Genomic DNA, 23,628 nt, shown 5'->3' with positions numbered 1-23,628 from the left:
AGTCGCCCCCATTGCGATGAACTGTGGCTGGACGGAAGTATCATTATCCCTCCGCATGGGTCTTCGCCCTAAATGGCACCGCCATTTATTTATTGCATGGGCAAAATCGCTCGCATTCCGCCGGTTCTGCTAACAAGGCATGCAAAAACAAGAACCGGCAAAATGGTCATGGCGCTCCTGCAACGCGGCTATCCTTCATGGCCATGCGGGGAACGTACCGGATAAGATTGTATTTGGTTGTCAAAGAGCGATGAGGGCGATCAATTTGTCCCTCTACTATCCGCTACATTTTCGGGGTAAAATCGGACTCTGGTTTGCAAGATTTCGAGAAAAATATTTTCCGGGACGGAAAGCGAGGGATTGGTAGGGGGGCGATAAAACAAAAAGACGGTGCAGGAAAATTCCCTGATCACCGCTTTTTGTCAACTCCCAATGCAATTTTGAATTAATTAAATTGACGGTGAAACCCTACCCTGCGGAACAGATGCGAGTGTATCCGTTTCACAGCGGTAGGGTATTGGGGGAATGTTACGAAGGCGTGCATAGAACCTGTGTAGTATGCAAATGGGCAGCGTTCACTTCTCACTCGCTAGTTGCGGTCTGCCAAACAGCACTTGCTTGTCCGCATCGAACAAAGTGCGGTACACCACTTGCCCCCGACTGGAGGAAGCGTCCACCACTTTTCCGTCGCCTGCGTAAATCCCGACGTGCGTTATATCCATAAATCTACCGTTGCGCTCATAGCTCCAAAATACAAGGTCACCCGGAATCAAATCCGCCGCGCTTACGGCCAGGTCATTCTCAACGCAGAATCTGGCCTGTTCCGCTGCGGTTCGTGGCTGCTCGATGCCAAGCTGCCGATAAACCCATTGAACGAGATAGCTGCAATCCGTAAAGTTGTCCTGACCGGCTTTCGGTTGGCTGTACGGATCGCCTAGACGAGTCAGCGCCAATTTGACGGCTTCACTGCCCAGTTCGCCTTCGAGCAAATGCTGTTGAACCAATTCAAGCTGCTCCGGCGTTAAGCCACTATCCGCTTCTTTGCCGAGTATTGCGAACATCATCGGTCGGAACTCTGCGGACAGCATTTCCTTCATCAAATCCATCTGCTCGTTTGTAAAATGGTATGCTTCTGCTTGTCGCTCCGCAGTTCTACTATTGACGGTAATATGCAAAATGCGCTCATAGGTTGTCGTCGTCTCTTTGCTGGAGCTTCCGTCCTCATGCTGAACCGTAACCATTTCCGTATGTTCAATCGTTTCAACATGGGATTCCACCTGATTTATCTCCCAGAATACCTCATGGATGATACCAATTCTTGTTGCATCAAGCGTAACTACATCCATTCCGTTTTCTGTATCCATTACCGTCTTCACCGCAAAGACGGCTATAATGTCCGCCCAATTATCGATTCGCGTGTTGTCTGCACTATCAGTATAATGGATCTCCACCCGGTCTACGTTTCCAGCTGACTGCTGGATTTCTTCCAGCTTTGACTCAAATTCAGCGTCCATCTCCTGAACGATTCGAGAAAGCGGCTTTACATCAGCATCCGTATTTTCGCCGGATACGAAAATACCAAATGGAGAGGAAATGACGGCGGCTATCGCCATCACTATGCACAGCAATACAATCACTGTACTGCTGATCCCCAAAAGCGCCGTCAATCCTTTGACAAGCATCGCGGCGGCTTTTACAACCATTTTAATGATACGAAGATTCAGTCTCGCGGCAGCTTGCGCCCTTTGAAGGGTGCGGCGAGTTGTCATCGCCATTTGCGCAGCCCGCTTTGCTGTCTCTACGGCGTTCATTTTCGGTTCCGCGCGATCCGCTTTTTGAGCCTGTCCCAGCCGCTGCCCCGTTTTGATAAACGGCGACAATGTTTTGAACGTTCGTTCTTTTCGCTTGATCGTTTGACCTGCTATTTCAGATACGAGCGCATTACGACGAGGCGCACGTACATTTGCTGTATGCGACGGCGCGGCGGCGCGTGTCTTTTTCCTGGCTGGTTTAACGTCCCGTTTCGAAACCAGGTCGAGAATCCTGTCCTTGCGAGAACGATGCGAAAGCCGGGCATTGGCCCGGCTCCGAATAAAGCGTTGTTTTCCTGATCGTTGATCTGAACGCAAGAGATATTTGCCATCAATCGGCTTATAAAGACGAAGCCTGCGTGCTTGCCGCGATGTGGGCGTAACCGAAGGCTCAGGATTCGTGTCAACGGGGGTGTTTCCTGAGACAGTATCTCCAATCGGTAATGTCTGCTTTTTTTGAATGTGTCGAATCAATCTACTGCTGACACTCATGCTCATTCCCATTTGAGTTCGCACCATTTTCTTCATGGTCGATTCGGAGCGGTGCTGTGCATATGCTACGGGAGTTTGAGCATGTGCTTTGTCATGATCTGCCTGCCGCTTAGCGCGAACGCTTGAACGCTTCACGCGCTCCATCACTTTGGGGAGCTTGTCCAACTGTTTGATGTCCCTTGCCACAGTACTCATTTTGATTTTCTTCATTATCCGACTTCACTCCCGTCAAAAGCAGTCAATTAGCGAATTTGCTCCGTCCGCCGTTTCAAAATCTGATCATGACTGCGGCATTCCGGATAACGAAGGTGGATCGCTTCAAAAAAATAAGGGGTGTAACCGCATGCAAACAACTCGTTAGGAGCGGAATAGCGTTCCGCGCCTTCTTCCGTCCAGCCGTTCCAAAGATTAAAGGCAAGTCGGCTCACGCGAATGGAACTGCTCGTCTGCCAAGAGGCCGCGAGACCTTCGGGCTTAATGCCCCCCTGAGAAAAATCGAACAAATCGCGGATATGCTTGCGGGTTTCTTGGGAAATGCCAAGCGTATAGAAAAGTGCACGGTGGTAGCTGTCGCTGCATTCCCTTTCATTTAACATCTGATAGTAGAAGCATTCGTGCTCTGCAGCGTAAAATCGACCAGGATTCATCCTTACATGCCCCTCTCATGGAAAATGAGCGGCTGGCAACAACCAGACCAGCCGCCGTCGGAACAAGTCCCTCTACCTATCTGTTCATTTCTCATTCAAAATCGTACCCTCGAACGAACCGCGATCACATGTTTTTGAGAGTTCGCTCCATTTGCTTCAAGCTACGCTCAATCGACTTGCGAACCGCCCGCTCATTCACCTGCTCCGCCTCGGCAATCGCCACCTTGCTCATACCCAAGAAGAAGTGAGCGTAGATGCGCCTGAACGATTTTTCCGGCAACTCACACATAGCCGCATAAAGCTGCTGATTCGTCAGCTTGCGCTCGTAATATTCCTCTGGGGAAATTGAGAAGAAAAGGGCATCATGCTCGATCCCGTCGTTACAATCCAGCGAGTAGTACGCCCGATGGCGATACGTGCGTAGTCTATATGCATTTTCATTCAGATCAAACCGGCGGATTTCCTGCGCCACTTCTTCATCGAGATCGACCCACACGTCCGTGTTCAAAAAGGGATACATATCCCGTAAATTCATCCGTTTCATTCTCGTCCCTCCGTTCTGGTTTGTTGGCAAACCAAAACAGAGGGAGGAGAGCGGCAGCCGACGCTTCCTAATAAACGCTGGCGTACAGCTTCAAGAGAACCAAAAAAGACTTTGCCGCAGAGCATAGCAGTGCTCAATCGCGGCAAAGTCCCAAAGTAAATTGCGTTGTTGAATTGTTCGTAGCCACACCAATAAACGACCGATCAATCGTTCGTAATCGTATATATCATACGACAAAGGATGCTGCATACCGATGCCCTCCTCACAGGGCAACACCTTTCGTGAGGAACATCATCTGGTTGTTTTGGTGTTGTCACTCGTCAGTTCGTTGTTAGCTCAAATAAAACGCTCCTTTAATTTCAGGGTTTTGCAGGTCATCATCACGTTCATCTAACAAATGAGAAAATTGCTCTGGTGTCAGCGGCTCGTAGAATAGATAGCCTTGCACGACATCGCAGTTCCAACGGTTAAGCTATTCAAGCTGTTTCTTCGTTTCTACGCCTTCCGCCACAACGGACAAGCCAAAGCGTATGTAGCAAACTGAGAGAGGAATAGCTTGTTCCGAAATCGTCCAGTGAAATTCAGAAGCCCATGTTTTTCATGATGATCAAATTGTCCTGCACCTTCTGAAAATCCTGAATGGCGATACTTTCTGTCATTTCCAACGTCAACGTGAATCTCCCATCCTAATTGAATGACAAAAAGGACACCACCCTATAACGGCAGTGTCCAATTTCTGTCGATAGGGTAACCCGGCGATCATCGCATGTTATCATACATTAGATCCGTGGCTTTGCGTCCCTGTCTTTCGAGCAGGTTTGCCTTTTTCCATATTTATTTTAGAATTCTGGCTCAACCTAAAAATCAGTGTTTGAAAGTTAGCCCAGCATCCTATGACGGTTACATTCAATAAGAATACCAGCTTTATAGCGATTGCGGTTTCGAGTGAAATAGTGGCGGCGCCGAAAAGCTTTAATGCGATTATGACGACCTTCTACAGTCGCATTCGTCCACCGGCATTGATGATAATTCGTGATTTCCTCTTTCCAGTTACGCATGGTTGTAAGGGTGTTTCGAACAGCGGGATGATCAATTAGATCGCCCTGCGCGCACCAACGTTCAAATCCCAGTTTGGCAATGTTAAAGCTCGGCGAACAGTCGTACCAGGTCGTAAACGCTTCTTTCCATTCCCATACGCTGCGAAGTAACGGAGCGTAGTTCAGCAACACTTCCAGCCGCTTTCTACTTTCCGCACCGAGCGATTCCATAGGCGGATTAAGCAAGCGATGGTTAGCTTTCAAGTGGGCTTTCGCCCGCGGGGATAATGTCCGCTGCACGGATTTCCGTACTTCCTGTACGCTTTCGATCACATAACCGTGAACATGAAATCGGATCTGCGATGCGAATCGCATTTGGAAAACATTCGCTGATCCAAGTATGGTAAGCCTGAGCCAAATCCATGACCACCGCTTTGGGCTGAAGCATCAGGAAGTCCGGATGCCCCCTGGCATATGTCCGCAGGTCATCCAGCTTGCGGCCGGGCAGCAGGTCCAGCATCGTCTCGCCCTTGAGGTTGTGAATGCCGGTATTGTAGGTATGCCCTTTCTTGATGGCGAAGTCATCGACACCCAGAACCAATTCTGACATTTCTCCCGCCTCGTTCCACACTTGTTCGTAAATCCTCTCCGACACTTTAGGAACCGCTTCGTTATGGATATACTGCACCGTACTCGCGGGTGCTTGCTGGATACGCGCACTGTGCGCTGCCGTAGAACCAAGCGCGTGTTCAACCGTAGCTGCACGGAAGAACGCGCTGTACTGCTGCTTGGTCCCAGCAAAATCATAAGCCCATACGAATCCAGCGTCGCAGCGTTTGCAATACATGCGAATGGTTGGTAGATGCAGATTTTTGTAATTGAAATGCAGGACTGACCTCCTATTCTTCGACATCTAGCAAAACAAAAAGACACATCCCCCAAGAGGTAGTGTCTCGCTGCGAAAACATTAGGGTAACCCGGCGATCATCGCATTAATAATGCTTTAGACCCGTAGCTTTGCGTCCCTGTCTTTCGATCAGGTTTGCCATTTTTCCTATTTGTTTGCCGTTTGTGTATAGGAGTATTGTATCACATCGCTCATCGAAATGACAAATAATGGACACCCAGTATGACGGGACGAGTTGGCGGTTGTGGTCGACGTATGGGGCAAGCGGAAAAAGTATACTCCAATCTTTGCAGCCCTGCGCTTTTTAACGGAGAAGTACCCGGCCCCCCATTTTTTCTATTTGTCCGGAACGGTTTGCGAATTTGTTTGCATCGTATGCGGTTTTTGAGGATTGGATCAGGAAGATTCTCCTGTTTGTGGTGCCGCGGCAGTCTGCTGAACCTCCGGATTGCGGAAATTCCAAGCCAAACTGCCTCGCGCCGAATCCTTCAAGGCGGTATTCGACGATTCTCCCGGTTATAAAAGTAGACCACAGGATTATAACAGTTCCTGTGGTCTACTTCTTATTTCAGCAAGGAGAGGAGACTGTATCCCCAATGAATATTATACTGCAGAAGTTGTTGTATAGGGTTACGTAGCGATCCCATAATTTCAGGCGGTATTTTTCTATTTCATTACTTCGCTCTATGATATTGGACGTTGCAGCAAATGGAAACAATCTTCAATTGCCAAGAGATGGAAGTTGAAATGTGTCTCTAATAACTTGGATTCCTCATCTGTCGGAGAATTGAAGTCAACCCAGTACCGGGATGGTTCATTTTTTTCACCCGATTCTCGTTCATTAATGCATTCACCTACATCAAATGGGAAATAAACAGGGAGGCAATGCTGAAATATACCGTTAGCGAAAAGATATCATTTAATGTCGTAATCAACGGGCCGGAAGCGACAGCCGGATCGACCTTAAAATAATAGAGCAGCAAGGGAATGACCGTCCCGGCCACGGTGCCGATGACCAGCGTCGCAAACAAAGTGCTGCCGACCACCAATCCAAGCATGGGATCTGCTTGCCAGATCGAAGCCACAATGGTGATTAATGCACCGCAAACGATACCGATAATTAGGCCTACTCCCAGTTCACGGAAGATTAGGCGAATGGCGCTTTTGAGGTTTTTCCCGCTGGACGCCATCCCGCGAACCACGACCACAAGCGACTGGGTCCCCGTATTTCCCGTCATTCCTGCGATCATCGGCATAAAATAAGTCAGCGCCACCACTTGGGTTAGCGTGTCCTCAAAGCCGCTGAGGATACTGCCCGTCAAGACTCCAAGCCCTAACAATAAAATAAGCCAGGGCAACCGGCGGAGGGCAGCCGTGAACGGCCTTGTATTCCAATCGATGGTTTTTCCCGAGGCCGATAATTTGGCGATGTCTTCATTGGCTTCTTCGATGATGACATCCAACACATCGTCAACCGTAACGATCCCGACCAGGCGATGCTGTCCGTCCACAACCGGGACGGCAATAAAATCATACTGTTGGATAACCTGGGCCACTTTCTCCTGGTCCATGTCGACCGGAACGGAGATGACGCGGGTAAACATTATGTCTTCGATCTTATCGGTTGCGTCCGCCATTATCAAATCGCGATAAGAGACAACCCCCACCAGCTTTTTATCTTCATCGAGCACATAAAGGTAGTAAATATTTTCGGCGATTTCCGCAAACAATTTGAGCTTGTCCACTGCTACCCTGACCGCATAGGTTTGCCGGATCCAAACATACCGGTTCGTCATGATCCCCCCCGCGGTGTCAGGGGGATACCGCATGAGATCCTTCACGCTGTTCGACTCTTCGGTTCGCATGGCCGCCAAGAACTCTTCAATCTTGCCGGCGGATAATTGGTTCAGCAAATCCGCCAAATCGTCATTCTCCATTAAATCCATGATATTGGATGATTGCTGGACGCCAAGCTTGTGCAAAATATCAATTTGCATCGGAGGATCAAGTTCTTGAAGGAGAATGGCAACTTGTTTGGGCTGCAGCATCCCGAGAAATTTAAGGCGATGTTTGTCGGGCAGGGTGATATACAATGTCGCTATATCGTAAGGCTGCAATTCTGCGACAATCTTTTGAAGCTCCTCCCGTTTTTGTTCTTTTACGCATTTGATGGCGGAAAGCAGAATTTGTTCTTGTGACATCGTATGCAACATGGCCTCGCACCTCCATTTCCATTCTACCCCTCAAGGCCCTTAATAATCCAGGTACCACATAATGTTTGGATCATTGAGGCTTGGAATACTTATATTATATTTTTTATCACTTTCAAGTCTTTTGTAACAGCAATTGATCGCAGCAATTCAAAGCCACCTTTTTGGAGAAATCCAGATCAAGGCTATATAACATTTCCTGTTCGCTATCGTCATTTGGAGAGGGAACGTGGGCAACCCGTCCTGAATACGATAAGTTGGTACAGTCACCATTTTCTGCCCATTTCCCTCTTGCCCTTGGGCGCTTGGGTACGCCGCCGGCGCGATGGAAGATGAGCATGAGCCCCTGACAGAGGCACGAACGCCGTTCAGAATGCCGTCGCATTCGCCGAAGTCGGCTTGCCTCAATGGTCGCTATGTACGGACGAGCTTGAAGGCTCGCTGCTCTATGGACGGCGCCTTTGGGGGAAAGTCCTCCTGCTCCATGTACTTGCCCACCGTCTTCGGATCCATGCCCACCTCTCCTTGGCGATTTGGTACGGACCCACCTGTTCTCGGCTATGGTGCGATGATGCTTTTTCCAAGCTTGGTTCGGCAGTGCTTTTTTGTGCCGGAAACTTACTACAGATGTCCTTGAAACAACAATGAGCCTATACTTTTTCAGATTGCATTTTTTTGTTTTTTAATTTTATTCTCCCTAATAATAAAACACCAATTACAATAACGAAACTCAGTCCCCACTGCATCCATGGATTTACTGCAAAAAATTCCTTTATAATCGGCTCATCGACAATCATCTTCGATGCAGTCCAAGCCAATACACCCGAACCGATGTAAATAATAATCGGGAAACGTTCAACCCACTTTATTATGAGGGTGCTTCCCCAAACAATTATTGGAACACTAATCAGTAATCCTGCTACAACCAAAATAAAGTTACCGTGCGCTGCCCCCGCTACGGCAAGTACATTATCCATTCCCATTACCGTATCTGCAATGACAATTGTCTTTATTGCCGACAACAAATTGCCAGCGGATTTTACATCATGTTTCTTCTCTTCCACAAGAAGTTTATAGGCTATCCAAATCAGAAGCACTCCGCCAATCAGGAGGAGGCCAGGAATTTTTAGCAACCAGACGGCAATCAAAGTTAGCAGCGAACGAATCGCTATTGCCCCGAAAGTTCCCCAAAAAACAACTTTTTTTTGTAAGTCTCTAGGCAGATTCCTTGCAGATAAGCCTATAACAATCGCATTATCGCCAGCTAAAACCAGATCGATAATGACAATGGCCAATAATGCCGTCCAAAATTCCGGAGTAAAGAAATCCATTTTCCGCCAACTCCTTTTAAGATATACTTGCCAACCAACAAATGACCTTCATTTAAAATTTGCGACCTTGAGAATCGCGTGCTTTCCTCCGTTGCTCGCTGCTACTTAACGTTTGCCAATGACACCTACCTTATTCAGTATGCCTGCACCATATGACGTTGACAAAAATGGATTTGATCCCGCTTAGTTCATCCATTGAGCAAGATAAAAATATAAGGGTATCCCGGCAATTAAATTGAAAGGAAACGTAACTCCAAGGGATAGTCCCAAATAAATGGACGGATTGGCTTCCGGTACGGAGCCTCTCATCGCCGCAGGCGCGGCTATATACGATGAACTCCCGGCCAAAACTCCCATGAGTGTGGCGCTTCCGACGGACAACCCGATATGCGAACCTGCCAAAACTCCTAAGCTTCCCCACATAATGGGCATCATGACAGCGAATAGAAACAGCCTGACTCCCTGTTTTCCTATTTCCGGAAGACGGCGTCCGGCAATTATGCCCATGTTCAACAAAAAAAGCATTAAAATACCGGGGTATAAATCAACAAAAAGGGACTCGATCAGCGGTTGGCCTGATTCCCCAACGACCAAACCGATGAGCAAACTACCGAGCAGAAGGAACACACTCTTTCCGAGGAGACCTTCCTTCAAGACTGATTTATCGAACAGAGATTTGATGGTATACAAGGACAATGCCTTTTGTGACGTGTTTCTCTCCGCAATTCTCAAGAGCATTAACGAAACAATGATAGCAGGGCTCTCCATGATGACGACGAGCGCGCTCATGAATCCGTCATACCCGATACTTTTCTCTTCCAAAAACGCAAGGGCCGCCCCAAAAGTCACAATGCTGACGGAGCCGTATGTAGCTGCCAGGGCGACAGAATTTTTTAAATCCATTTTCATAAATCTGCTTGACAAAATCAACAGTGTTACAACAGGAATGAGTATCCCAAGCATGACTCCCCCCATAATGGGGCGCACCAATACCGCCAACGAGTAATGCGACAATTCCATTCCCCCTTTGACGCCGATGGCAATGAGCAAATAGATGCTGAGGGCTTCGCTTAGATCGTTTGGAAATTTCAAATCGGTCTTGAAAAATGCGGCGGTCAGCCCCAATACGAAAAAAAGTACAATTGGGGACAATAAATTCCCGACAACGATATCGAACATGATGCAAATTCAACTCCTCGCAAAAAAATAACCGGTAACTTCAGGGTGTCCTGAATTACCGGCTTATCTTCAACGGATCCTCTCGGATCTTTCGATTCATCTGCCAATACGCATTATCCAATTAATTTATTCTCCAGATTATCGGAGAGCACGAACACCATTACTCTTTCCCCCGTACGCGTGCTGATATCGGTGTGGAAGCTGACGACTTGTTCCCCCGTCAACTCAAGGATCATCTTTCCAAGCTGTTCTCTTCCCGATTCCACCAAATCTGCCCTGATGCGCTTCACAGACAGCATACCCTCCGATGTCCCGGCCAATTTTTGTTCAGCGGGAGTTAATATCCCTTTAAGTCCCACAATAATCATATTGCGCATGATGTCCGTTTTGACCAATACCGACCCCCGTCCCAAATATTCCTTCTCCCATTGCGTTAAAATTCTGCTTATCTTGTCTTCCAATTCCCCTTTTGACATGGAACGGAGCATTCCAATCCCTCCAATAAAAAACGGTACTTCATATGGGCGAATGTGATCCCAATGAACATACCGATTTATCTTCAACTTATTTAGCAAAATGAAATTACTTTTTCATCCTGTCATTGCACATAACAGCATGCGAAAGCAACGAGTCGGCAAAATTGTTTGAAGATCGTTCATTTTATGATTGAACCTTACATTTAGTATACATAACTCCGTTCCTCTCTGTCAATGGCAATTCATTTTTTTGTATTTTTTCCGATTCGAATGGTAAAACTATTCTCGATTGACTTCTTAGAGGAAAGACGGTGATCTCCTTTAACACTTTATTTTCGCCCCGGTTTTATCATTGGTTTGTACGTCCGAAATGGTTTACCAAAATATATATCCACGATCGCGTTCAATCCCGGTTTCGATTTAACGGAAAAGCGGTAGCGGACTTTGGTTCGGGTACGGGAGCCAACTGTTCGATGTTTCAGCCGAACCAGTATCGCGGATTTGACCCGGACGCCAAACGGATTGATTATGCGAAGCGTCTGTTTCCGAACCATACGTTCCATGTTCTGGCAAACAACAAGCTGCCCGTCGAAAATTAGTCTGTCGATTACATTCTCATCATCGCTGTACTGCATCATATTTCGTCTGATGAAATTGGAAATTACATGAAGGAATTTAAGCGAATTTTAAAACCGGACGGAACCATTATCGTGATGGAACCCTGCATATGCAAGAACAAACCGGTATCCAATTGGTTTATGAATTTGTATGACAATGGGAACTATATCCGTAATGAAGTCGGATACCTTCAATTGTTTCGAGACAATGGATATCACACCCAAGTCATCGACCGATTTCGAAAATGTTTCTTGTATCATGAGTTGTTTTTCTCGGCAAGTCTCAAATCCATAACATAAGCTAGAGCGGTAATTTGTCAACTGCTGATTCGAAGGATTTGATATTTATCAGGCGCATCGGGCATGATCATGATCGCGTTTATTCCGACGATTTCATGGACAAAATGTCAGGCGATGATCGGGAGGTGACGATTAAATGCAAAATAATATTTCTGCGTTGCAAGGTTACTCCATTCTTTTACTTTCGATCGGCCTTCTCAATCATGTGATCTTGATTCCCATATTGTTGGACGCAGCGGGAAGAGATGCTGTAGTCTCCGTTGGGATGGTATTGGCATTGTTGCCTGTTTGGGGGGCGTGCCTAGTCTATATCATGAAACACAAGGGTCAACAGCCGTTCCGTGATTGGTTGCAGCACCATTTCGGCAAAGGCTTATCCGTCATTATCCTTGCGGCAGTCAGCATCTACATATGGCTGCAGGGTTACGTTTCCCTCTTTAATTTCAATGTATGGACCCATTCGACCTATATGCCGCATACACCCAGATACGTGCTTGCTCTTCTCGCATTAGCCTGCTGTTTCTTTCTTGCAACCAGGGGCCTTAGTTCCATCGCGATTACGTCGGGTATTTTGCTGCCATTTGTGGTGATTCTCGGAGTATTTGTTATGACCTTCAACTTCAAGCATAAAGACTACAGTCTGGTTCTCCCCCTCCTTGCCGATGGATTCGCTCCCGTTTGGCGGGGCAGCCTATATGCGGCGAGCGGAATTTTCGAGCTTGTGCTTCTTCTTTTTTTTCAACATCGTCTGATCCATCGCCCTTCATTCGCCGGCGTGCTGTTCATGATTTTTTCGCTCGCCGGATTGACAATAGGCCCTTTAATGGGAGCGATTTCGATTTATGGGGCAGAGGAAGCTGCTTTACAGAGATATCCGGCATTTGAACAGTGGCGTGTTCTCGAACTGGGAAAGTACATAGAGCATTTGGATGTTTTTGCAATCTATCAGTGGGTATCCGGAGAATTCATTCGCCTTTCGCTTTCCCTCTTCATCATTGCGGATGTGTGGAAACCGAAAAACAGAACGCCGCTTCTGCTGCTTGCGACCGGAACTCTGCTTATTGCCATTTTGGCGCCGATAAGCGACGTGCGGTTTTTGCAATTTCTAAAAACGATGTATTTCCCATCCACCTTCGTCCTGGTGATCGGACTCACCTTCTTGTTTGCGGGAAAAACATGGATTTCAAGATGGAGGATGAGGGGATCATGAAGAACTGGTTGATGCAATGGTTCCGAAAGCGGTCTTATCCATCTGCTTCGTTGCCTGCGGAACAGCGAATCGGGCATTCCAACGATGCTTGCGCGAATGACCTGGGCTTGACCGAACAGGAGATCACCGGTTTATTTCAACATTCCGCCGATGTCAAATCTGTTTCTTGCCTGTGTGACAGGCAGAATCCGAACTCCTCTGTTTTATTGCTTTATTGCGAGGGGTTGACGGATCCAATGGAATGGAAAGACATCGTTCTGCCGCGTTTAAGGCGGCTCTTTAGAACAACAGGCTTCAATGGCGACTCCATGACCCGCAATGATGAGCTGCCGCTAGAGAAGGTAACGGGCGACGGGCTGATGTTGAGACGGCAAATCGTACAGCATGTGCTGGATGGAAAACTCATTATTTTTACGCCTGTTCAACAGTGCGTGTATGCATGGGATATGGCCAAAGTGCCTCAGCGAAAACCGGAAGAATCCAGTATCGAGGTGTCGGTCAAAGGTCCTAAAGACGGTTTTGTGGAAGAGATTGCGACCAATGTCGCTTTAATTCGCAAGCGCATGAGAACAGGCTCCTTATGTTATGAACAGGTAACGGTCGGACAGCGCACGCAAACCCGAATCGGATTGCTTTATTTGCAAGATGTTGCGAACGCGGCGCTGGTTGACAATCTTCGAACGAAACTGCAGGGTATCAAATATGACGGGATATGCAGCGCCGGGCAGCTGCAAGAAATGCTATCGACTCCGAAATCCATATTCCCGATGATGGCCTATACAGGACGGCCCGATTTCGCCGTGGCCTCGCTGCTGAGCGGTCGTTGCGTCGTTCTGACGGAGGGTACGCCCAGCGCCCTGATTGCGCCGGCCGACGTCTTCTTACTGTTGAAGACCGCGGAAGATATCCATTATCCCGCGCTGAGCGTTGCTGTAGCAAGTGGGCTCAGAATCGTCGGGCTTTTGATAGCTCTGTTATTGCCCGCGCTATGGACTGCGCTGCTAAGCTTTCACATCGAACAAATACCTGTGTTGCTATTGGCTACCATTGCGGTGCAGCGGCTGGGCCTCCCATTCTCTGTCGCTCAAGAAATGTTTCTGACGCTGATTTTCCTGGAAGCTTTTCGTGAGGCGGGAGCGCGGTTGCCTGCTTCGTTAGGACAAACGATGACTGTCGTAGGAGGATTGATTATTGGCGACGCCGCGATTCGGGCAGGGTTTATGTCGCCCAGTGTTCTGGTTATTGGCGCTGTTACCCATGTATTCGGCTCTATGGTGCCAAATCATTCGTTGAATGCTACGGTCAGTATACTGCGATTTGGCATTTTCTTTGTTTCTGCCGCCTTCGGTTTATACGGTTTTTTTTGCGGAGTGGTATTGCTGCTTTCCTATCTTTCCACCCTGCAGTCTTTCGGATTGCCTTATTTATCTCCTTTGTCGCCGCTGGACAGGGCAGACTTGCCTCACGCCCTGTTCAATCTACCATGGGCTTGGCGGCGGAAACGTCCGAATACCGTGAATACGCAAGATTCAACCCGGAAAGCAGAGGAGGACTCATCATGAAGGCGATTTTAATCTTGGTCGCGGGAGCGAGCTTGCTTCTGACGACAGGATGCTGGGGCTCGTTAGAAATCCAAACGATCCATTATGTTACGGCTATTGGAGCCGACTACAAGGATGGAGAGTTTGTTCTTTATGCTCAGATGTTAGACTTTTCGGATGCAGCCAAATTGGAAGGGCAGGCAAAAACAAAAAAACCAACCGTATATGTGGGGAAAGCGGCGGGGAAAAGCGCTTGGGATGCGGCCAACAAACTGCAAGCTTCAGCTCAACAACAGCTTTTTTGGGAACAGGTATCGACGATCATTGTTACCGAAAATGTATTGAAGGCAGACAAACATCTGGAATTTCTGGAGTTTACGAATCGCTATAAAGAAATACGGTACAATACATGGATATTCAGCACAAAAGAAAATATCGAAGATATCTTCAAAGCCCAAACCTTTTTCAAATTTTCTCCGCTTTACACCCTGTTGCATGAACCGAAAGAACAGTATCGCCAAAACTCCTCGATTTCCCCCGTCCGCTTGTATCAATTTATACGTTCATTAAAAGATAAGGCCAGGTCAAGTTATTTGCCGTCATTGACATTTAACGCCGCTTTTTGGAGAGAGAACGGTAAAAACATGAAGCTTTTGGAAATTGATGGCGCGGATCTGTTCCAAACGAAACGATGGAACGGCTGGATCAGTCGAACCGATCTGACGGGCTGGCAATGGGTGAATCCAAAGACGCAAAGCTATCCCGTCGCTTTATTGGCCGACGATGATATATCGGCCGTCATGCTGTTTAAAAAACCGCGCATCCATATTCGACCTCAGGCGAAATGGGACAAAGCCTATTTTGACATGACGATTACATTGGACGCGTATCTTGTCGAACTGCGCGAAGCCATGACGGAAAATGAGTTGATGGAACGATATACAAAACTTTTGGAAGGTCAAATCCTTCATGTTTTTCGCGAAGGTATCCGCATCCATACCGACGTGTTGAACCTGGGAGATACCCTGTATCGATCCAATCCGCGTGTATGGCAACAGATGGCCGATGACCATTCATTCGTTCTTCATAATGACGCAATTCGTCATTTGAAAATCAATATTCATTTCAATGATACGGGCGAATATAAGTTTGTGCCGCAAAAACAAAAAGATGAGGATAAATAACCAGAAGTCAGCGGCAGCACATGGAGCGTTTTACCAGGACGCAGAGACAAAGGCTAGGCTTCGATCATAACCTCGTTGTCATGCCGGCTTATACGCGGCTTCTCCCGGGCGCTGGAAGATCTTCAACAGCCAGTTGTACATAGAGGGCCTCGCAGATCATATATCCTTTCTCTAACGCCTCATGATCATTGTCACTTGTCATCCTTAATCCCTGGCATATTGCATCTAATCCGGCAGCAATCGGCTCTAGCATGATCTCTTGGAGTGTATCTGCTTCGTCGACAATTCGGGAGAGTCGGTGCAAGACCGGATCTTTCAAACCAAACGAATGCAGCAACGTATGAAAGCTGCAATGGCCACGGTAATGACTGTATGGGGTGCCGGGAATATCAAACCCTTCAGCATCTTGCGGAAGTTGGTCGGAACCCGCAGGAACGAAGAGAAATTGAGCATTTTCATCAATAAACCGCCTGATCAGCCAAGCGCAGGCCATACGGTCGACACCAACATTTTCCCATGTTACCCATTTCATACTTAACCACCTCGTACCTGCAGTAGTAATTCACGAACCTGCTTGCCTGCCTCGGATTGAAAAAAATCTTGTTGTACTGCGTGCTGATACATTCGCGATAAAACGGCAAAATCCGCTCCCGGCTTTGATAATTCCTCTAAAATACCCTTGTAAGTTTCATCCGCTTGCTCTTTAAACTGATGGATCAGTGATTCTTCTTGTCCAAATAAGAGAGTATCGGCCTTCCAAACTTGGGCTTCGCCTTTTAGCTCCATGATTTCCGCCGCAAGCCATTGAAGATGTTCCATTGTCTTAGGGGTTGCTGGAAGAATCCAGACAGCATCATGCCATAAAACAGCGCCCAATCGTTTTAACTTTCGCCATATATACACACGGCTGGATGTAGGTTTTGACGGAATCTTATAAATTAGCAGCACCCATTGCTTCATCCGATCACCTCAATGCATAAGTGGATACACGATTAAACCAAGAATCGCCGCGCCTAGGACAATGACCGGTTCGGATACCTTTTTCACCCGCCATAAAAGGAGTAACGCTGCCACAGCGAAAAATAATGTGGGAATGTCTACAATAGAACGTTTGCCAAGTACGATGACAGCACCCGTAATGGCCCCAGTCGCTGCTGCCGTTACGCCGGTGACAAAATGGGCGATTCCCGGTCGTTTTCCGTATTTTTTGAAAAATGGAGCCGGGATGATCGTCAGCAAGTACGCCGGAAGGAACGTTGCTAGCGCGGCGATAGACGCGCCTGAGAAACCTGCAATGAGATAACCGATAAAACCCGTCGTAATGACAACCGGTCCCGGGGTGATCATGGCCACAGCCACCGCATCAAGGAACTGATTATCGGTAAGCCATTGATGCTCCTTCACGACACCGGAATACAAGAACGGCACGATCGCCAGTCCACTGCCGAATACGAATGCACCCGCCTTCGCAAAGAAGAAGAGTATATTCCATAGCGTGCTCGAGTCCGATGCCACGGCTGCTGCGGCGACTTGACCAACCGGATCTGATGCTAAGGCTGCAATGGATGCGTTCGTTTTGTTGACCCATTTCGGAGGCGATTTTATGAACCAATAGAGCAACCCGGCACCGATGAACATGAGAATCTCTTCCGATTCCGTCCAAACCGTGTATGCGGCCACAATAACAAAGATCGCCCACAACAGCTTATCCTTGCCGACTGACTTGTTCGTAAGTTTATACGCACTAAAAGCAATAATCCCAATGACGCTGGAGCCTACCGCATAAAATACAGCCTGCATCCAGGCCAATCCCCCAAAAGCCTGATACGCCCAGCCAAGAGCGACAACCATCAGAAAAGACGGCAGCACAAACGCGAGCCCGACCAAAGTCGCACCTAATACCCCGTAATGAACGTACCCAAGATAAAACCCGAGTTGTGCGGCCAGAGGACCGGGAGCAAGCTGTGAAAGAGCGAGTCCATCTTTATAATCATTGTTCGATATCCATTTTCGCCTTTCAACGAGATCGCGAAACATATACCCGACGAGCGCAACCGGTCCGCCAAAACCGATGGTTCCCAGCTTCAGAAAATACAATACCAACTGCCAAAGCGTATACGGGGTTGTTTCCTCTTGTGGTACTCCTTTCTCCAAAGACGATTCTGACATGAAGTTTGCCTCCCCGCATCAATGTAACAATGGTTACATTGTACATGGAAAAGCGTGTTTGAGCAATAGTTTCTTGGATATTTAGGGTTTGCTGAGCGCTCGAATACTCGCAAAAAAACCGCATAGAAACAATGGATTTGAGCTCATCCTGTCGAATTCATTTGTATGCTTTTCCACCACGCTTGTTGTGAGCGAAAGCTTTGTGTGGAAGGAAGACGAGGCGGCAACCCATAACGTCTTCCTTTTATTTTCGCTTTCGCCATTCATTGTCTCCTGTCACCGTCCAATCTTGGTAAGAACAACCCGCTCGTTCCCCGACAGGGAAACTGAGCGGCAACAACAAAGTACATTCCCCCTAGGTCAAGGTACCGCCTCCTAGAACTAGGCATACGATGGAGTACTTAATTATGGAGGGAATGAAAAAGATGAATGCTTTACCTTTGCCTCAAGCCTTCGTAAGCCCATCGTATCCTTATTACCCTTGGCAACCCTATCAGCCTTATCGATTTCACACATATTACGTTATGGGTTACCCGCCATTGTATCCGTCCTACTATAGCTATGAGCGGTTTGGTTCGTTGCATGGTCAGGTAATTAAGGACCACGGAAGAGAGCCGTTTGTAGTCAACATCGATCAAGTAACGAAACAGAACAACACGTACCGTACCGCTTTGTGGACAGGGGAACATTTCCAAGTCACCGTGATGAGCATTCCAGTTGGGGGAGACATAGGTTTAGAGGTACATCCTGCTACGGACCAATTCATTCGAATCGAAGAGGGGCAAGCACTCGTTCAAATGGGGGATTCCAAAGATAGTTTAGATTTCGTAGCAACTGCTTTTGATGATTATGCAATTATGATCCCTGCCGGAAAGTGGCATAATCTAACTAATACCGGAGATAAGTCGTTAAAAGTTTACGTCATTTATGCGCCCCCGGAGCATCCGTTTGGTACCATTCATGCAGCGAAAGCGGACGCAATGGCGTCCCATGATCATCTACGTTAGTAATTAAGCTGTCGACGCAGATGGTTTATTGTCCTTCCTAGCGTCGATCAACACTATGTGCTGAGATCCGTGTAAACCTAATTCATTCAGTGTCGACACACCAACACGAGCCGCGTCAATCTATTTACCGCGCTAATCTTAGGTTTAGTGAGGTAAAGAAAGTTGGGTTGAAAAAGTCAAGGTTTGATGTTACTGGTCAAAGATTAGTGCGGTAATTTTATCACAGAAACCCTTATACATCAAGGGCTGAGGCCCACTCAGCGTGACGTTCCTCCTATTGCTGACGGAGAAAAAGGTTTAGTGCAGAAGCGGCTGATCTTGTTGCAGCAATCAGCCTCCTTCTGCTGTGATTACTCCCCAGGCTTCGTTGTCATTAAGCTATACAATTTTGTGTGTGGCGGAAACTTGTCAGTAAATGGCACAAGGGAACTGCCGACCTTCATCAGACCATTCCCGGCGTCAACATTAGTGATATAGGAGAGTTGCGGGTCGGAAATATTGAGAAGCTCTGCAAGTTCCATCCGGTCGGTGCTGGCCTGATTCAGCATGACAATAAATTCACTATTCGCAAGCATGGTGCGGGCCGTATGACTTTGCAGCAGGTCGTCCACATTTTGTGTAATCCCCGTACAAAAAGCGCCATATTTTCGGACTCGCTTCCAGAGCGTGAACAGAAAGTTGGCGCTGTATTCATGTTGAAACAATAGATAAATTTCGTCGATGAAAATGAACGTATTTTTGCCTCTCGCACGATTTTGCGAAATCCGATTCAGGATGTTATCCAGTACCACCAGCATGCCCATCGGAAGAAGCTGTTTGCCAAGATCAAGAATATCGTAGCAAATGAGCCGATTATGAACATTGACGTTAGTCGGCTTGGCGAACGTATTCAAACTGCCAGAGGTAAACAGTTCGATGGCTAGCGCGATGTCCTGCGACTCCGGTTCTGCTTGCTTGAGCAGTTCCGCGCGAAAATCCTGCAATGTCGGCGGCTGTCCCTTATAGTTGCTCTGCAAATACTTGCGGTACACAGCAGCGGTACAGCGGTCGATGAGCGACTTCTCCTTGGCTCCAAGCTGATGTCCTCCGATCAACTGCTCGCACAACGATAGGACGAATTCCGATTTAAGAATGATTGGATTGGCTCCGTCGCCATAATCCCGGTTCATATCCATCGCATTGATATGGTTCGGCGAAGTCGCTGAGATATGAATCGTCTCGCCGCCCAGCGCATTCACCAGCGCCGAATACTCGCGTTCCGGATCGATCAGGATGATGTCGTCATCGCTCGCCAGTATCTGGTTGACGATTTCTCGCTTCGCGGTGAAGCTCTTGCCGGAACCGGATACGCCAAGGATAAAACTATTTCCGTTCAGCAGTTGCTTTCGATTGGCGACGATCATATTTTTGCTGATGACGTTTTGCCCGTAATAAATGCCGTCTGGATGCATGATCTCCTGCGCCCGAAACGGGATAAAGACAGCCGTACTTTCGGTCGTGAGCGTCCGCAAAGCATGAACCTTTCGCAACCCATACGGCAGCACCGTATTCAGACCTTCCATTTGCTGATAAGAGAGCGTGGAAAACTGGCACAAATGCTTGCGGGCCGTAGTGAGCAATGTCTCCGTATCGCTATCGAGTTGTTCTTTACTGTCCGCGACATGCACCATCGTAAGTAGTCCGAACATCATCCGCTGGTCGCGCGTGGTCAGGTCGCTGAGAAATTCTTTGCTCTCTTTGCGCTGCTGCTCCATGTCGTAAGGGACGACAGCAGAAAAGTTGTTGTTGCGATTTTGCCGCCGCTGCCAATTTGTAATGTTCGTCTCCACGCCGAGCAGGCGGTTTTCCACCTCGCGGACAGCTTCATCAGTCGGGATCGGGATGACATCAAGCGACAGCAGCAAGTTGCGGTTCAAGTCGCACAGTTCGGCTACCATGCTGTCCTTGATGTAGCTGGCGTAATCGCGGAGAAAGATGACCCGACCGTAGTAATGGCCCATCCGAAAATGATCTTTTGCAAACTCGAACGTGTCCGGGCAAATATAATCTTTGAAGTCGTGCCCTTTGCGCATCATCTCCTGCATGTCAAATCGAAAATCGGCTTCCTCGCCAATCCGAAAGAAGTCATGCAGAATACGCAGGCGGTCAGTCGCATCAAGTTCGGTACATTTCGAACCGAGACGGGAGAAATGCGCAGTCAACTCCGTGCCGACCCGCGCGAAGTAATGGCGGGCTTCATCCACGTTCTTTTTAAAGACGGAAATGGTGATGTATTTCTCTTGAATCGTTCCATTGGTGTTGCCGCCTGTCGCTTTGCCCAGTAACATATCGTTGTACTCTTGCCGATACGCATCCAGCTCGTCGTGCTGGAGCGGAATGAAAACAGAACGTTCCACATCTGCCTGATTAAGCCGACGATTGTGAATCGTAATCTTCGTCGTCGCGCCGCTGTCAAACGAATTGAGCAGTTCGGAGTAGGAGAGGAACATCGTCTCCTTGTCCTCTCGCGATGCGACAGCGTAGTTGATGTCCGCGAAACGGAACGACTTCGAGAATTTGTTACCGACAGCAAAAATCCCGTCCAGCCAGATGACGCGAATCGGGATCGCTTGTTGCACGCTTTTCGGGATAACGAATCGTTCCTTGTCCTGCTTCATGGTGCGCTTGAGCGTCTTAATCATTGCGCTTCATCCTTTCTTGCTCGTGCTTGTGCAGTCTTCCTTTCAGCGCTTCGTAGTACATGTTGGTCGAGCGGAAAACGAGCCGCCTTGGCATCAGGAACTCCGACTTCACATATGCCCACAATAGTTGCTCCGCCGTCATACCGTGATAGCGGATAAATCCGAGCGCGGCACAAGGGGCCGCTCCCAAAATGCACATCCAACTGAGCGTTTCCAGCCCGAAATGACTGCGCAGCCCGAAGTACAGTCCAATCGCCGCGGCGACCGCCAGAACAGAAAAAAAGAACTGCCGCAAGGACAGTCCGAAGAACAAGCTTTCCGTATAGTCCCGGATTTCCCGGTTAATTTTCACTTCCATTTAACCACATCCTCCGTTTGAGGTGTTCCGATTCGGCTGCCGCTTGTCTTAGCCCTCCGATTTGCATGATGCCGACTTTTTCGATGTTGAGAGCGATTCATCGGCGGGAAGAGGATCGGTCAGCAGCGCCATGACCAGTTGCGCGCCATCCCGCATGCCTTGCAAATACATGCGTTCATTTTCCATCGCCCGTGTTAAATGAGCCTTGTCCTCCCATTCCAGAAACACCGGGTGGGGCATGTTGCCGCTACAATCGACCATCGCTTGATTAGCCCTACTCTCTTCCTTGCGATACATGTTCAGTTCGGGGTCTCTTTCAAGTTGAGCCGCGACATGATCCAATCTCCGCTGAATCGCTTGTTGAAACCAAGACGGGAATACCATCGCCTTCTTCCTCCTTCGCCTCTGCGTTATCGCTAATGCTGCCCGCGTCCAGCGTTCTTTTCATGCAGTCGGACGATCAATTGATCGATCGTTCGGCTTTGCGCCTGAACCGCCTCATTTTCAGCCAGAGGGATTCCTTTTTCTAACGATTCGATCCCAAGTTCGTTTAATCTTCGGCGTTCCGCTTCCAATTGCGCCAGTAATCGATTCATCGGTTAGCCCTCCATGTCTGCGTGGAGTGGTGTCTTACGATGACTGACAAGTTGAATGCCCTCCATTTTAATGCGAAAATCGGTTTATTTTATTTTAATTCGAGTTTCGCATTAAAACAACGATGCACTCACGTACAATTTGGCTTGTAAGGTGGGTGCATGTCCATGAAGCATCGTAAAGAACCGCCGGGCGACAAAAATATAATCGGAACCCGTGTCGTCGCCCTTCGCAAAGCGAAGAAGATGAAACAGAAAGAATTTCTCGCCAGATTGCAAACGGTGGGGCTCGATATCAGCCCGACCAGTCTGTCACGGCTGGAAGGGCAATACCGACTTGTCCAAGATTACGAAGTCGTGGCGATCGCCAAAGCGCTGGACGTGTCTGTGCGAGAACTGCTGGGCGAAGCGTCGGAATAAGCCAATCAACGAATGAAGAAGATGCGCGAAGGTGTTGCGGCGTTACAGTCCCATCATTTCGCGCACGATGCGATCCGCCATTTTCACCGTACCGACGAGAACGAGCATGTTGAAAATGAGTTCCCCGATATAGGTCCATACCATTGTGACCGCACCTGCCCCCTCATCGACAGCCGGGGGAGCGGTGGCGAAGGCGGAGTAGATGATGCACGCCAGTACAATAATCGCGCCTTCCAGACAAGCTGCCGCGTATCCTTTCAGGAACGACTTGCCGATGTTTTGGCTTGGCTCCCCCGCGAATGCGGACAGCGGAACGGGGGCAATTGCCGTATATAAATAGATACGGAAAAAGCGCCCATACACCGAAAGGATCATCACAAAGGATAGTACTGTAATGAACAGACTACCAAGAATGGTGACGATCCACAGCGGAATGCTTTGCCAGAAGCCAACGTCTTCAATCGCTTGCGCAATCGTATCCGGCAAGGCCATTGCCTCTGACGTTCCGAACCCGGAACGTCCCATCATCGTCGAGATGATCCCCTGTACAATCGTAAATAGAGCCATCATCAACTCCAGCCCATAGGTTACGACCGCTTTCGCTAGCACAAAGCGGATAAACAGCTTTACGGCCATCTCCGGCTTTTTCACTTCCGCAAAACTGCCGGTCATCTTCACAACGCCAATCACAAAAAACAAGACCAAAAGCGCCAGTCCCGTAGCTTGCAGCGCACCGTGAATATCGATAATCACACGCCATACGCCGCCGCCCTTGAAATCCACTGGCGATTGGGTAACAAGGTGCCAGATTTCATTCATCTTATCGTTCCAGGTATCCAAGGCATTTTCGAGATTGTCGATAACCCAACTGTTTTTTGCCATATTCTCACCCCTTCCGTAAACGGGGAACAGAC

At 48.2% G+C, this 23,628-nt stretch carries 22 protein-coding genes, 1 pseudogene and 2 riboswitches; of the genes and pseudogenes, 7 read left to right on the top strand and 16 right to left on the bottom strand.

Annotated features, from left to right (window positions below):
• Positions 1–575: 575 nt before the first annotated feature.
• From PSTEL_RS28130 to PSTEL_RS04740, 8 genes and pseudogenes are all read right to left on the bottom strand, one after another.
• A complete protein-coding gene (locus PSTEL_RS28130; RefSeq protein WP_052098195.1) occupies positions 576–2,513 on the bottom strand; it encodes a C40 family peptidase in 1,938 nt (645 codons plus the stop codon).
• Between the two features lie 32 nt (positions 2,514–2,545).
• Complete coding sequence (locus PSTEL_RS04770) at positions 2,546–2,950, bottom strand: DUF6075 family protein (RefSeq protein WP_038693836.1); 405 nt, start codon at positions 2,948–2,950, stop codon at positions 2,546–2,548.
• A gap of 124 nt (positions 2,951–3,074) precedes the next feature.
• Complete coding sequence (locus PSTEL_RS04765) at positions 3,075–3,494, bottom strand: RNA polymerase sigma factor (RefSeq protein WP_038693834.1); 420 nt, start codon at positions 3,492–3,494, stop codon at positions 3,075–3,077.
• A gap of 743 nt (positions 3,495–4,237) precedes the next feature.
• A riboswitch (cyclic di-GMP riboswitch) is annotated at positions 4,238–4,327 on the bottom strand.
• 45 nt (positions 4,328–4,372) lie between these two features.
• Positions 4,373–5,399 (bottom strand): annotated as a pseudogene (locus PSTEL_RS28895) (ISL3 family transposase); the annotation flags it as partial.
• A 100-nt stretch (positions 5,400–5,499) separates the two neighbouring features.
• A riboswitch (cyclic di-GMP riboswitch) is annotated at positions 5,500–5,588 on the bottom strand.
• Positions 5,589–6,292: 704 nt separating this feature from the next.
• Positions 6,293–7,639, bottom strand: a complete 1,347-nt coding sequence (gene mgtE, locus PSTEL_RS04755) for a magnesium transporter (protein WP_425415255.1) — start codon at positions 7,637–7,639, stop codon at positions 6,293–6,295.
• A gap of 659 nt (positions 7,640–8,298) precedes the next feature.
• Positions 8,299–8,979, bottom strand: coding sequence for a TerC family protein (locus PSTEL_RS04750; RefSeq protein WP_038693831.1), 681 nt, complete (start codon positions 8,977–8,979; stop codon positions 8,299–8,301).
• A 183-nt stretch (positions 8,980–9,162) separates the two neighbouring features.
• Positions 9,163–10,158 (bottom strand): sodium-dependent bicarbonate transport family permease, encoded by a 996-nt coding sequence (locus PSTEL_RS04745; protein WP_038693829.1) that lies wholly within the window; start codon positions 10,156–10,158, stop codon positions 9,163–9,165.
• Positions 10,159–10,271: 113 nt separating this feature from the next.
• Entirely contained in the window at positions 10,272–10,634 is a 363-nt protein-coding gene (locus PSTEL_RS04740; protein ID WP_084065378.1) for a Na-translocating system protein MpsC family protein, read from the bottom strand.
• Positions 10,635–11,107: 473 nt separating this feature from the next.
• Between PSTEL_RS04740 and PSTEL_RS28660 the strand changes: the two genes are divergently transcribed.
• The 5 genes from PSTEL_RS28660 (at position 11,108) to PSTEL_RS04720 (ending at position 15,486) form a co-directional block, all read left to right on the top strand.
• A complete protein-coding gene (locus PSTEL_RS28660; RefSeq protein ID WP_281176754.1) occupies positions 11,108–11,233 on the top strand; it encodes a hypothetical protein in 126 nt (41 codons plus the stop codon).
• Between the two features lie 12 nt (positions 11,234–11,245).
• A complete protein-coding gene (locus tag PSTEL_RS28330) occupies positions 11,246–11,551 on the top strand; it encodes a class I SAM-dependent methyltransferase (RefSeq protein ID WP_281176778.1) in 306 nt (101 codons plus the stop codon).
• Positions 11,552–11,687: 136 nt separating this feature from the next.
• A complete protein-coding gene (locus PSTEL_RS04730) occupies positions 11,688–12,761 on the top strand; it encodes an endospore germination permease (RefSeq protein WP_038693826.1) in 1,074 nt (357 codons plus the stop codon).
• Positions 12,728–14,323 carry a spore germination protein gene (locus tag PSTEL_RS04725; RefSeq protein ID WP_245625080.1) on the top strand — a complete coding sequence of 532 codons (1,596 nt, stop codon included), beginning with the start codon at positions 12,728–12,730 and terminating at the stop codon, positions 14,321–14,323. Before PSTEL_RS04730 ends, PSTEL_RS04725 begins: the two co-directional genes overlap by 34 nt.
• On the top strand, positions 14,320–15,486 hold the full coding sequence (locus PSTEL_RS04720; RefSeq protein WP_038693824.1) for a Ger(x)C family spore germination protein: 1,167 nt from the start codon (positions 14,320–14,322) through the stop codon (positions 15,484–15,486). The genes PSTEL_RS04725 and PSTEL_RS04720 overlap by 4 nt, the downstream gene beginning before the upstream one ends.
• An 88-nt stretch (positions 15,487–15,574) precedes the next feature.
• Here the strand turns inward: PSTEL_RS04720 and PSTEL_RS04715 are convergent, their stop codons facing one another.
• Genes PSTEL_RS04715 through PSTEL_RS04705 form a run of 3 tightly spaced genes read right to left on the bottom strand, consistent with a single transcriptional unit; the run spans position 15,575 to position 17,655 of the window.
• Positions 15,575–16,018 (bottom strand): chromate resistance protein ChrB domain-containing protein, encoded by a 444-nt coding sequence (locus PSTEL_RS04715; protein ID WP_038693823.1) that lies wholly within the window; start codon positions 16,016–16,018, stop codon positions 15,575–15,577.
• 2 nt (positions 16,019–16,020) lie between these two features.
• Positions 16,021–16,446, bottom strand: coding sequence for a Chromate resistance protein ChrB (locus PSTEL_RS04710; RefSeq protein ID WP_038693821.1), 426 nt, complete (start codon positions 16,444–16,446; stop codon positions 16,021–16,023).
• Positions 16,447–16,455: 9 nt separating this feature from the next.
• A complete protein-coding gene (locus PSTEL_RS04705) occupies positions 16,456–17,655 on the bottom strand; it encodes a chromate transporter (protein ID WP_038693819.1) in 1,200 nt (399 codons plus the stop codon).
• Positions 17,656–18,071: 416 nt separating this feature from the next.
• On the opposite strand from PSTEL_RS04705, the gene PSTEL_RS04700 reads away from it, so the two are divergent.
• On the top strand, positions 18,072–18,662 hold the full coding sequence (locus PSTEL_RS04700) for a cupin domain-containing protein (RefSeq protein WP_038700137.1): 591 nt from the start codon (positions 18,072–18,074) through the stop codon (positions 18,660–18,662).
• A gap of 350 nt (positions 18,663–19,012) precedes the next feature.
• Here PSTEL_RS04700 and PSTEL_RS04695 read toward each other — a convergent pair whose 3' ends face one another.
• From PSTEL_RS04695 to PSTEL_RS04680, 4 genes are read right to left on the bottom strand one after another with little or no spacing between them, the layout of a single operon-like run.
• Positions 19,013–21,343: a VirB4-like conjugal transfer ATPase, CD1110 family gene (locus PSTEL_RS04695; RefSeq protein WP_038693817.1), complete on the bottom strand. Its 2,331-nt coding sequence runs from the start codon at positions 21,341–21,343 to the stop codon at positions 19,013–19,015.
• Positions 21,336–21,701 carry a PrgI family protein gene (locus PSTEL_RS04690; RefSeq protein WP_038693815.1) on the bottom strand — a complete coding sequence of 122 codons (366 nt, stop codon included), beginning with the start codon at positions 21,699–21,701 and terminating at the stop codon, positions 21,336–21,338. Before PSTEL_RS04690 ends, PSTEL_RS04695 begins: the two co-directional genes overlap by 8 nt.
• A gap of 48 nt (positions 21,702–21,749) precedes the next feature.
• Positions 21,750–22,085 carry a hypothetical protein gene (locus tag PSTEL_RS28325; protein ID WP_038693813.1) on the bottom strand — a complete coding sequence of 112 codons (336 nt, stop codon included), beginning with the start codon at positions 22,083–22,085 and terminating at the stop codon, positions 21,750–21,752.
• 32 nt (positions 22,086–22,117) lie between these two features.
• Positions 22,118–22,297, bottom strand: coding sequence for a hypothetical protein (locus PSTEL_RS04680; RefSeq protein WP_038693811.1), 180 nt, complete (start codon positions 22,295–22,297; stop codon positions 22,118–22,120).
• Between the two features lie 165 nt (positions 22,298–22,462).
• On the opposite strand from PSTEL_RS04680, the gene PSTEL_RS04675 reads away from it, so the two are divergent.
• Positions 22,463–22,714, top strand: coding sequence for a helix-turn-helix domain-containing protein (locus PSTEL_RS04675; protein ID WP_038693809.1), 252 nt, complete (start codon positions 22,463–22,465; stop codon positions 22,712–22,714).
• Positions 22,715–22,756: 42 nt separating this feature from the next.
• Here the strand turns inward: PSTEL_RS04675 and PSTEL_RS04670 are convergent, their stop codons facing one another.
• A complete protein-coding gene (locus tag PSTEL_RS04670) occupies positions 22,757–23,596 on the bottom strand; it encodes a VirB6/TrbL-like conjugal transfer protein, CD1112 family (RefSeq protein WP_038693807.1) in 840 nt (279 codons plus the stop codon).
• Between the last annotated feature and the right edge of the window lie 32 nt (positions 23,597–23,628).

The organism is Paenibacillus stellifer (assembly GCF_000758685.1).
Lineage (GTDB): Bacteria > Bacillota > Bacilli > Paenibacillales > Paenibacillaceae > Paenibacillus_AQ > Paenibacillus_AQ stellifer.
The sequence above is the reverse complement of the archived record's forward strand: the minus strand, read 5'-3'. Positions and strand labels throughout refer to the sequence as shown.